Origin of the sequence: Kriegella aquimaris (assembly GCF_900103215.1) — a bacterium.
In the GTDB taxonomy this organism is placed as follows: domain Bacteria; phylum Bacteroidota; class Bacteroidia; order Flavobacteriales; family Flavobacteriaceae; genus Kriegella; species Kriegella aquimaris.
This window is the reverse complement of record NZ_FNGV01000017.1, coordinates 99,813-112,183: the sequence shown is the minus strand read 5'-3', so window position 1 is coordinate 112,183 and position 12,371 is coordinate 99,813. Positions and strand designations below refer to the sequence as shown.

The window sequence follows — 12,371 nt, the reverse complement described above, 5'->3', positions numbered from 1 at the left end:
TCCGTCGTTGTCGCTGTCCAAAGGATCGGTCAAGGGATCGTCGTCACCATCAAGGTTCGGGTCCTCGGTACTATCCAATAGGCCGTCGTTGTCGTCATCAAGATCGGTAACATCGGGCACACCGTCACCATCGGTATCGGTAGGGTCTAAGTAGTCGGGAGTACCGTCACCGTCGGTATCATCATTGGTCGGGTCTCCATCGTTATCGGCATCCTCGTTCGGGGTATCGATACCGTCGCCGTCATCGTCCAAATCACGATAGTTCACATCTTCTGTACCATCGGTATCGGGTAAATCCGTGGCCGGAACGTTAATCTCGTCGTTAACATCGAAACCGTCGTTAACATCACCACCCTCATATCCATTATCAAGTCCGTCGCCATCGGTATCCGTTCCAGTATAGGCTTGATTGGGTAATCCATCAAAATTGAAATCATTGCCTTCATTGTTGTCAGGTACAAGGTCATTGTCGCTATCTGCATCAACAAAATCAGGTTCATCGGTTCCATCCGTATTGACTACAGTCAATCCATCGTTACCGCCACCCTCATAAGCGTTGTCCAATCCATCACCATCATCATCTGCTTCGGCGGGCGGAATGTAACCCGCAGTAGTTTGAGCCTCCACATTATCGGGTATTCCGTCGTTATCAGAATCAATATCCCTAAAATCAGGTTTTGTATCGCTATCGCTATTTGTTGGTTCGATACCGGTATCTCCATAAATATTATCCAAACCATCACGATCGGGATCATTACCTGTAGGGGCTACATATCCATCAAAAGGCTGACTCTCTATATTATCAAGAATACCATCGTTATCGGTATCAATATCTCTGTAATCAGGCAGTTTATCCCCATCTGTATCAATAGGAGTCAGACCATTTTCATAGGAATCATCAATATCGTTATCATTCTTATCTCCGCTGGGTGGAATAAAGCTTTCTGAGGTCTGTGCTTCTACCTTATCCTTTATACCATCACCGTCTGAATCAAAATCACGAAAATCAGGATATGCATCACTATCGGAATTTATGGGATTGATACCAAAACCATAGGAACCTTCATAGGCATCATCTAAACCATTATTATTATCATCAATGCCTGAAGGTGGAATAAACCCAATAAAAGATTGGGCCTCAATATTATCTCTTATACCATCGATATCAGAATCTATATCTAAATAATCAGGAATGGAACCGTAGTCAGAGTTTATAGGGGTTATGCCAAAGCCGAATGAACCTTCATAAGCATCATCCAGACCGTTATTATTAGCATCATTACCTGAAGGAGCAACATATCTACTAGTTCGCTGACTTTCATAATTGTCTAAAATACCATCGTTATCGGAATCTATATCTTGATAATTAGGTATACCATCACCATCTGAATCCGTTGGATTTGTAGTATGGTCATTATCTCCATCTAAGTTCGAATCTTCGACCTTATCTAATATGCCATCATCGTCATCGTCAATATCTACATTGGCTAAAACTTCAACGTCATCATCGACCAATACATTCTTTTCCGAAAAAGCGTTATTAGCCCTTGTCCAAGGGATCACTAAGAAAACCAATGCAATAAATAAAAGGGCTCTAAACGAGAAATAAAGAACTCTTTTTTTTGGTAAAATTTGAGACGTAATAATTTCCATAAGCGATAGTAATTTTAATTTACCACACCATGGCTGTAGGAATTTTATTCAGTAAGATTGGGAGCAATCACATACAAAGCGCAATATATATTTAAAAATTCAATCATCAAATTGTAATAAACCTGAAATTGTTCATTATCCACCAAACACCTTATTATTCGTTAAAGCGTGGGAATTTTACATTGCACACCATCTAAATACGCACAAATCTTGCTAAAAGTTTATAACGTTATCTAAAAATCGAGTAAATCGGTATTTAATCGAAAATGAACTCTTCGAATGTCACCTTTCATAAATTGATATGTAAGAAAAAATCAAGCTTGTTCGTTGTGCTTCGAATGGCCAAATATGACGGTAATCCACATATTTTAGATTACTTTTGCCCAAAATTTCTTCATGAGTTTCAAAGACCAAATTCAAAGACGCCGGACTTTCGGTATAATCTCCCACCCCGATGCGGGAAAAACGACACTTACCGAGAAATTACTTTTGTTCGGAGGAGCGATACAAGAGGCGGGTGCCGTCAAGAATAATAAAATAAAAAAAACAGCCACCAGTGATTTTATGGAAATAGAGCGACAACGCGGTATTTCTGTTGCCACATCAGTTTTGGCCTTTTTATATAAGGATAAAAAAATAAATATTCTAGATACCCCGGGTCACAAAGACTTTGCTGAGGATACTTTTAGAACACTCACCGCAGTGGATAGCGTTATTGTCGTAATTGATGTCGCCAAGGGTGTAGAAGAGCAAACCGAGAAACTTGTACAAGTCTGTAGAATGCGAAATATTCCCATTATTGTTTTCATAAACAAACTCGACCGGGAAGGTAAGGATGCTTTTGACCTTTTGGATGAAGTTGAACAGAAGCTGGGGCTCGCAGTAACACCCTTGAGTTTCCCCATAGGAATGGGTTATGACTTTAAAGGCATATATAATATTTACGAAAAAAATATCAACCTATTCAGTGGAGACAATAAAAAAAATATAGAGGATACCATTGCCTTCGATGACCTGAACAATGCCGAACTAGAAAATATAATAGGTAACAAGGCTGCGGAAGAATTACGGGAAAATTTAGAACTGGTGCAGGGCGTATACCCTGCGTTTGATAAAGAAAGTTATTTAAAGGGAACCCAACAACCCGTATTTTTCGGATCGGCCCTTAACAATTTTGGGGTTAGGGAACTATTGGATTGCTTTATAGAAATTGCCCCTGCTCCCAGACCTAAAAAATCGGAAGAACGATTAGTGGTGGCCGATGAAGAAGAAATGACCGGTTTTGTTTTTAAAATACATGCGAATATGGACCCTAAGCACCGTGATCGACTGGCATTCGTCAAAATTGTATCGGGTACTTTTGAACGTAACAAACCCTATTTACATGTTCGGCAAAACAAAAAACTGAAGTTTTCGAGTCCTAATGCGTTTTTTGCCGAGAAAAAGGAAATTGTAGACATTTCGTATCCCGGGGATATTGTAGGCTTACACGATACAGGCAATTTTAAAATAGGTGACACGCTAACTGAAGGAGAAATATTACATTATAAAGGTATTCCAAGTTTTTCGCCCGAACACTTCAGATATATCAACAATGCAGACCCCATGAAGTCTAAGCAACTCTTTAAGGGAATTGATCAATTGATGGACGAAGGTGTGGCTCAATTGTTCACTCTGGAAATCAACGGAAGAAAGGTGATCGGTACTGTAGGAGCACTACAATTCGAAGTTATCCAATACCGTCTAGAACATGAATACGGTGCCAAATGTACTTATGAAAACTTTCCGGTACACAAAGCCTGTTGGGTAGAACCTGAAGACCCTAAAAATGAGGAATTCAAAGAATTCAAAAGAGTAAAGCAAAAGTTTTTGGCTAAAGATAAAAGGGGACAATTGGTATTTTTAGCAGATTCCCAGTTTTCTTTACAAATGACACAACAGAAATACCCTTCTGTAAAATTGCATTTCGTTTCTGAATTTGACTAAAAAAAAGACCTGTCAGGTTTTATAGAACCTGACAGGTCTTTTTAGCTTTTATCGGGCTACTGTTACTACTTTACTAGGCGCTTGGTGTTTTTCAAGCTTCGCCAGTAGGTCCGAAATTAATAGGTATGGGCGTTTGTTCATAATCTTTGATTACCCCATGTGCCTTTTCAAAACGATTAACATTATCGTTTAGTGCCTTGAGAAATTTCTTGGCATGCTGCGGCGTAAGCACGATTCTGCTCTTCACCTTGGCTTTTGGCGCCCCTGGCATCATACTGATAAAATCGACAACAAATTCTGAAACCGAGTGGTTGATTATAGCCAAGTTGGAATATATTCCTTCAGCTGTTTTCTCATCCAATTCGATGTTGATTTGCTTTTGTTCTTGTTTGTGATCGCTCATATTAAAAAAAATAACCCCCGACACTTTTATGAGTCGAGGGTTTTGGTTTTAAAATTTCAAGGCTTCCTTGCGGGCCATTATTTCATCATATTCCTCTTTCGAGCCTACAATGATATTCTCGTAATCTCGCATTCCGGTACCAGCGGGTATTTTGTGCCCGACGATAACGTTCTCCTTCAAGCCTTCCAATGTATCTATTTTTCCGCTTACGGCGGCCTCGTTCAACACTTTGGTAGTTTCTTGGAAAGAAGCTGCAGAAATAAATGATTTGGTCTGCAACGACGCTCGCGTTATTCCTTGAAGTATCGGAGTTGCTGTAGCTGCAATTGCATCTTTAGCCTCTACCAATGCCTTATCGGAACGCTTCAAAATAGAGTTTTCATCTCGAAGCTCTCGCGCCGTAATTATCTGACCTGCTTTAAGGTTTTCAGAATCTCCTTTTTCAACAACCACTTTCTTACCGTAGATTCCATCATTTTCTGAAATGAAGTCATCTTTATGTACCAATTGGTTCTCTAGGAAAATAGTGTCGCCTGGATCTTGAATACGTACTTTACGCATCATCTGCCTAACAACTACCTCAAAATGTTTGTCATTAATCTTAACACCCTGAAGGCGATATACTTCTTGCACTTCGTTTACCAAATATTGCTGAACTGCAGACGGACCTTTGATAGCCAAAATATCTTCAGGAGTTATTGAACCATCGGACAACGGCATACCGGCACGAACATAATCATTCTCTTGAACAAGTATTTGGTTAGAGAGTTTTACAAGATATTTCTTGATCTCACCTAATTTCGATTCGATAATAATCTCGCGATTACCTCTTTTTATCTTCCCAAAAGAAACAACACCATCAATCTCAGAAACTACTGCTGGGTTAGACGGATTTCTTGCCTCGAATAATTCGGTAACTCTTGGAAGACCACCGGTAATATCACCCGCCTTGGCAGACTTACGCGGTATCTTAACCAAAATCTTACCTTCTTCGATTTTCTCACCGTCATCGACCATAATGTGAGAACCTACAGGAAGGTTATAAGAACGCAAGACATCATTCTTACTGTTCTTAATCAATAAAGTAGGAATTAATTTCTTGTTCCTAGATTCTGAGATTACTTTCTCTTGGAAACCAGTTTGCTCATCAATCTCTACCTGATAGGTTATACCTTGCTCAATATTCTCATAGGCAATTTTTCCAGGAAATTCCGAAACGATAACACCGTTATATGGATCCCATGAACAAATAATATCGCCTTTAGCAATCTTATCGCCGTTTTTAACCGACAATTTAGATCCGTATGGAATGTTATTATTACTCAGCGTTATACCTGTTTTGCCATCGACAATCTTAATTTCAGAGGTTCTGGAAATTACAATCTCAGCATCATTACCTTCGCTATCTTTACCATTTACAGTTCTCAAGTCTTCAATCTCGGCTACACCATTGAACTTAGCCTCGAGTTTGTTATCTTCAGAGATGTTTCCGGCAATACCTCCCACGTGGAACGTACGCAATGTCAACTGTGTACCGGGCTCCCCAATAGATTGAGCAGCAACAACACCTACAGCCTCACCTCGCTGAACCATTTTATTTGTAGATAGGTTTCTACCGTAACATTTAGCGCAAATACCCTTTGGTGCTTCACAAGTCAATGCAGAACGTACTTCAACCTTTTCGACAGGAGAATTCTCGATTTTCTTGATATCCGATTCCATAATCTGTTGCCCTGCGGTCAACAAAAGTTCTTCGGTCAAAGGATTGTATACATCATGTAACGAAACCCTACCAAGAATTCGCTCGCCCAAGGTTTCTACAACCTCTTCGTTTTTCTTCAAAGGTTGAACTTCGATACCCCTAAGAGTTTCACAATCTTCGATATTAATAATAACGTCTTGGGAAACATCGACCAAACGTCGTGTAAGGTAACCAGCATCCGCAGTTTTCAAAGCGGTATCTGCAAGTCCTTTACGTGCACCGTGAGTAGAAATAAAGTATTCCAAAATCGATAAACCTTCCTTAAAGTTCGAAAGAATTGGGTTTTCAATAATTTCACCACCACCAGCGGTCGATTTTTTAGGCTTCGCCATCAAACCACGCATACCGGTAAGCTGACGAATCTGTTCTTTAGATCCCCTAGCCCCAGAATCCAACATCATATACACCGAGTTGAACCCTTGTTGATCCTCACGAATACGTTTCATGGCCAGTTCGGTCAACTGGGCATTTGTAGACGTCCATACATCAATGACCTGATTGTAACGTTCGTTGTTCGTAATAAGACCCATATTATAGTTGGCCATAATACCATCAACCTGACCATTGGCCTCGGCAATCATCTCATGCTTTTCCTGCGGAATAATAATATCACCCAAACTAAAGGATAGACCACCCTTAAAGGCAAATTCATATCCCATCGTTTTTATCTTGTCCAAGAAATCAGCGGTTGTTGGCACATCGGTAACGGCCAAAATTCCACCAATAATATCTCGCAAAGATTTTTTGTTCAAGACATCATTAATATATCCTGCAGCTTCGGGAACCTCCATATTAAATAATACTCTACCAACTGTAGTAGGTATGATTTGATTGACCAGTTCTCCTTCTTCATTGAAATCTTTTGCTCTTACCTTGATACCAGCGTTCAAGTTGACCATACCTTCATTAAAGGCAATTTCAACCTCTTCGTAAGAATAGAAAGTCAAACCTTCACCTTTAATAGGTACTTCAGGAGTAGATTTTCTTTCCTTCGTCATATAATACAGTCCCAAGACCATATCCTGCGATGGTACCGTAATAGGTGAACCGTTCGCCGGGTTCAAAATGTTATGGGAAGCCAACATTAATAATTGGCATTCAAGAATAGCCTCTGGTCCCAATGGTAAATGAACTGCCATCTGGTCACCATCAAAATCCGCATTAAATGCAGTACATACCAAGGGGTGTAACCGAATGGCTTTCCCTTCAATAAGTTTTGGCTGAAAAGCTTGGATACCCAATCTGTGCAATGTAGGGGCCCTGTTCAACATTACAGGGTGTCCTTTTAATACATTCTCAAGAATATCCCAAACAACAGGCTCTTTTTTATCTATAATCTTTTTGGCCGACTTAACTGTCTTGACAATACCTCTTTCAATCAATTTACGGATGACAAAAGGCTTGTATAGTTCGGCCGCCATATCTTTAGGAAGACCACATTCGAACAATCTCATCTCGGGTCCAACAACGATAACCGAACGTGCGGAATAATCAACACGTTTACCTAAAAGGTTTTGACGGAAACGACCTTGTTTACCTTTCAAAGAATCTGAAAGAGATTTTAATGGTCTGTTAGATTCCGTTTTAACGGCAGATGATTTTCGTGTATTATCAAACAATGAATCTACCGCTTCCTGAAGCATACGTTTCTCATTTCTAAGAATTACTTCGGGCGCTTTTATTTCAACCAATCGTTTTAAACGGTTATTTCTAATAATTACCCTTCGGTACAAATCATTAAGGTCAGAAGTAGCAAAACGACCACCATCCAAAGGCACCAATGGACGTAGTTCTGGCGGAATTACCGGCACAACTTTCATAATCATCCATTCGGGTCTGTTATCGCGATTATCTTGCGATTCCCTTAAAGCCTCAACAACTTGAAGACGCTTAAGAGCTTCCGTTTTTCTCTGTTTTGAAGTTTCCGTATTGGCCTTATGCCTCAATTCGTAAGAGAGTTCTTTAAGGTCGATACGTGCCAAAAGGTCAATCAGACATTCGGCACCCATTTTAGCAATAAACTTGTTGGGATCGGAATCTTCCAAGTATTGATTTTCCTGAGGAATCGACTCCAAAATATTCAAGTATTCTTCCTCTGTCAAGAAATCCATCTTCTGAACCTCTTCACCCTCTGGACCCTTCGCAACACCTGCCTGTATTACCACGTAACGTTCGTAGTATATAATCATATCCAATTTCTTGGATGGCAAACCTAAGAGGTATCCTATTTTGTTCGGCAAGGAACGGAAATACCAAATATGTGCTACAGGAACGACCAAGTTGATATGCCCTACCCTATCTCTACGTACTTTCTTTTCGGTTACTTCAACACCACATCGGTCGCAGACAATGCCACGGTACCGAATTCGCTTGTATTTTCCACAAGCACACTCATAATCTTTAACAGGTCCAAAAATACGCTCACAGAACAGCCCATCACGCTCAGGTTTGTGGGTTCTGTAATTAATGGTTTCGGGCTTTAAAACTTCTCCCCTTGATTCCGCCAAAATTGCTTCCGGGGAAGATAATCCAATGGAAATCTTATCAAATCTTTTTGCTGGGGTATTATCCTTTATTCTAGCCATAATATAATGGTGATACTAAATTAAATGTGTGTATTTTAATTATTCTTCCAACCTGATATCCAAACCTAATCCCTTAAGTTCGTGCATCAATACATTGAAAGATTCTGGCAAGCCAGGTTCTGGCATGGTCTCTCCCTTAACGATCGATTCGTAGGTCTTGGCCCTACCGATTACATCATCAGACTTGACCGTCAATATTTCACGTAGCGTGGCAGAAGCACCATATGCTTCCAATGCCCACACTTCCATCTCTCCGAAACGTTGACCACCAAACTGGGCTTTACCACCAAGTGGTTGTTGTGTAATCAAAGAGTATGGTCCGATTGAACGGGCGTGCATCTTATCATCTACCATATGGCCCAATTTCAACATGTAAATCACACCTACCGTAGCAGGTTGATCAAATCGCTGTCCAGTTCCACCGTCAAACAGGTAGGTATGTCCAAATCTTGGGATACCAGCTTCATCGGTATAGGCATTTATTTGGTCTAAAGTGGCGCCATCAAAAATCGGCGTACCGAATTTCTTGCCCAATTTAAGACCTGCCCAACCTAGAACGGTTTCATAAATCTGTCCGATGTTCATACGTGATGGTACACCCAACGGGTTCAATACAATATCGACCGGAGTTCCATCTTCTAAGAAAGGCATATCTTCTTGACGTACGATTCGTGAAACAATACCTTTGTTTCCGTGTCGCCCTGCCATTTTATCGCCTACTTTCAACTTACGTTTCTTAGCGACATAAACCTTTGCCAATTTCATGATCCCGGCTGGCAATTCATCACCGACAGATATCGTAAACTTATCTCTTCTCAAGTTCCCTTGAAGGTCGTTCAGTTTAATCTTATAATTATGAAGCAAATCGGCTACAGCAGTATTGGTTTCCTTATCCGTTGTCCAGCTTCCACCGATTAAATGGGCAAAATCATCAACTGAATTCAACATTTTCAAGGTATACTTTTTACCTTTCGGTAATACCTCTTCACCAAGATCGTTCAATACGCCTTGCGATGTTTTACCACTGATCAACGTAAACAACTTATCGATCAATACATCTTTCAGTTGTTCAAATTTAACTTCGTATTCCAATTCTAAATTCGAAATGGCCTCTTTATCCTCAGATCTTTTACGCTTGTCCTTAATTGAACGGGAGAACAATTTCTTGTCGATTACAACACCTCGTAAAGAAGGAGAAGCTTTTAAAGAAGCATCTTTCACATCACCGGCCTTGTCACCAAAAATAGCACGAAGCAACTTTTCTTCAGGAGTTGGGTCTGATTCACCTTTTGGTGTAATCTTACCAATCAGAATATCACCAGGTTTTACTTCAGCTCCGATACGGATCATTCCGTTTTCGTCCAAGTCTTTGGTAGCCTCTTCGGAAACGTTCGGAATATCATGCGTCAATTCTTCAGCACCCAATTTGGTATCTCTAACCTCCAACGAATATTCATCAACATGGATAGAGGTAAAGATATCTTCACGAACAACTTTTTCAGAAATCACAATAGCATCTTCAAAGTTATACCCTTTCCAAGGCATAAAGGCTACTGTTAAGTTTCTACCCAAAGCAAGTTCACCTTTCTCGGTTGCATACCCTTCACAAAGCACTTGACCTTTTTTAACCTTATCGCCCTTTTTAACAATAGGCTTAAGGTTGATATTTGTTCCTTGGTTTGTCTTTCTGAATTTCACCAACTCATATGTTTTGAAATCTTCTTCAAAACTTATTAGCCTTTCGGCTTCGGTTCTATCATATTTAATGGTAATCTTCTTAGCATCGACATATTCTATCGTACCATCACCTTCAGCATTTATCAATACCCTAGAGTCAGAAGCGACTTGACGCTCAAGGCCGGTACCCACAATCGGAGATTGTGGTCTTAACAACGGTACAGCTTGACGCATCATGTTAGATCCCATCAAAGCACGGTTCGCATCATCATGCTCCAAGAACGGAATAAGCGATGCAGATATAGATGCAATCTGATTAGGTGCAACGTCTGTATAGTTAATTTCACCTGGATCAACAACCGGGAAATCTCCTTCTTCACGCGCAATTACTTTTTCACTATCAATGGTACCATCTTCCTTCAAAGGAATGTTGGCTTGAGCGATTTTCATTCCCTCTTCTTCCTCTGCACTCAAGTAAACGAATTCTTTCGTATTTACCTTGGCATCGGTTACCTTACGATACGGAGTTTCCAAGAAGCCCATAGGGTTAACCTTAGAAAATACAGCAAGTGAAGAAATAAGTCCAATATTCGGTCCTTCAGGAGTTTCTATGGGACAAAGTCTACCGTAGTGCGTATAATGTACATCACGAACCTCGAACCCGGCTCTTTCACGTGAAAGTCCACCTGGCCCTAGTGCCGACAATCTTCTCTTGTGCGTAATCTCGGCCAATGGATTGGTTTGATCCATAAATTGAGACAACTGGTTCGTACCGAAAAACGAGTTGATCACAGAAGACAGAGTCTTCGCATTAATCAAATCGATAGGAGTAAACACCTCATTGTCACGAACGTTCATACGCTCACGAATAGTACGTGCCATACGTGCCAAACCAACACCGAACTGAGATGACAACTGCTCACCAACTGTTCTTACACGACGGTTAGAAAGGTGATCAATATCATCAATCTCTGCTTTTGAGTTGATTAGCTCGATTAGATACTTGATAATGGTTATGATATCTTCTTTGGTCAAGACTTGCTTGTCCATTCCGATATTCAAACCTAATTTTTTATTCATTCTATAACGCCCTACTTCACCGAGATTATATCGTTGATCGGAAAAGAAAAGCTTATCAATAATACCGCGCGCAGTTTCCTCATCGGGCGGCTCGGCATTACGTAATTGACGATAAATATGTTCAACGGCCTCTTTTTCAGAGTTCGTTGGATCCTTTTGTAATGTGTTATGGATAATCGCATAATCAGACTGGGCATTGTTCTCTTTATGCAATAGGATAGTCTTCACATCGGCTTCCAAAATTTCGGTAATGTGATCTTTCTCCAAAACCGTATCACGATCCAAGATAATTTCATTACGCTCGATGGAAACAACCTCACCAGTATCTTCATCCACAAAATCCTCATGCCAGGTGTTCAATACCCTAGCGGCCAATTTGCGACCTAAAACTTTTTTTAGACCGGCATTAGAAACTTTAATTTCCTCGGAAAGATCAAAGATTTCCAAAATATCCTTATCACGCTCAAAACCAATAGCCCTGAACAAGGTAGTAACCGGTAATTTTTTCTTTCTATCGATATAGGCGTACATAACCCCATTAATATCGGTAGCAAATTCTATCCAAGAACCTTTAAAAGGAATTACCCTGGCAGAATATAATTTTGTTCCGTTAGCATGGAAAGACTGGCCGAAGAAAACACCAGGTGAACGGTGCAACTGCGATACTACAACTCTTTCCGCCCCGTTGATAACGAAGGTACCGCTTGGTGTCATGTAGGGTATGGTACCTAAATAGACATCTTGTACGATAGTTTCAAAATCTTCGTGCTCTGGATCGGTACAATATAACTTTAACCTAGCTTTCAATGGCACACTGTAGGTAAGGCCACGCTCAATACATTCTTGAATCGAATACCTCGGAGGGTCTATGAAATAATCTAAAAATTCCAAAACGAACTGATTTCTCGTGTCCGTAATTGGAAAGTTTTCCATAAATGTATTGTATAATCCTTCATCTCCCCTTTCATCAGATTTTGTTTCAAGTTGAAAGAAATCTTGAAATGATTTTATCTGAATATCTAAAAAATCCGGATAGGCCGGTGTATTCTTAGCGGATGCGAAATTTATTCTCTCAGTCTGTTGTGTGAACATCTATAGGACAGTATTTTATCGTGAGTACTAATAGGGTCGTATATACCTTTATATACTATAGTGTCTATAAAAAGGCTTAGGTCTAGCCGCAAAAAGCGAAAAGACCTAAACCAAAAGTAGTATGGTTGCAGCT

At 40.2% G+C, this 12,371-nt stretch carries 4 protein-coding genes and 1 pseudogene; 1 reads left to right on the top strand and 4 read right to left on the bottom strand.

Annotated features, from left to right (window positions below; all coding sequences use genetic code 11):
* Positions 1-1,653, bottom strand: a pseudogene (locus tag BLS33_RS22180) (gliding motility-associated C-terminal domain-containing protein); the annotation flags it as partial.
* 396 nt (positions 1,654-2,049) lie between these two features.
* Here BLS33_RS22180 and BLS33_RS22175 point away from each other — a divergent pair.
* A complete protein-coding gene (locus BLS33_RS22175; protein ID WP_089895090.1) occupies positions 2,050-3,639 on the top strand; it encodes a peptide chain release factor 3 in 1,590 nt (529 codons plus the stop codon).
* Positions 3,640-3,730: 91 nt separating this feature from the next.
* Here BLS33_RS22175 and BLS33_RS22170 read toward each other — a convergent pair whose 3' ends face one another.
* From BLS33_RS22170 to rpoB, 3 genes are read right to left on the bottom strand one after another with little or no spacing between them, the layout of a single operon-like run.
* Positions 3,731-4,042, bottom strand: coding sequence for a DUF3467 domain-containing protein (locus BLS33_RS22170; protein WP_089895088.1), 312 nt, complete (start codon positions 4,040-4,042; stop codon positions 3,731-3,733).
* A 48-nt stretch (positions 4,043-4,090) separates the two neighbouring features.
* Complete coding sequence (rpoC, locus tag BLS33_RS22165) at positions 4,091-8,389, bottom strand: DNA-directed RNA polymerase subunit beta' (protein ID WP_089895086.1); 4,299 nt, start codon at positions 8,387-8,389, stop codon at positions 4,091-4,093.
* Positions 8,390-8,428: 39 nt separating this feature from the next.
* The gene (gene rpoB, locus BLS33_RS22160; RefSeq protein WP_089895084.1) at positions 8,429-12,238 is read right to left on the bottom strand and encodes a DNA-directed RNA polymerase subunit beta; all 3,810 of its coding nucleotides are present in this window, start codon (positions 12,236-12,238) and stop codon (positions 8,429-8,431) included.
* Positions 12,239-12,371 lie beyond the last annotated feature (133 nt).

Excerpts from the sequence above, each read along its gene's own strand:
- BLS33_RS22175 (WP_089895090.1), top strand. The coding sequence starts at position 2,050 with ATGAGTTTCAAAGACCAAATTCAAAGACGCCGGACTTTCGGTATAATC.
- BLS33_RS22170 (WP_089895088.1), bottom strand. The coding sequence starts at position 4,042 with ATGAGCGATCACAAACAAGAACAAAAGCAAATCAACATCGAATTGGAT.
- rpoC (WP_089895086.1), bottom strand. The coding sequence starts at position 8,389 with ATGGCTAGAATAAAGGATAATACCCCAGCAAAAAGATTTGATAAGATT.
- rpoB (WP_089895084.1), bottom strand. The coding sequence starts at position 12,238 with ATGTTCACACAACAGACTGAGAGAATAAATTTCGCATCCGCTAAGAAT.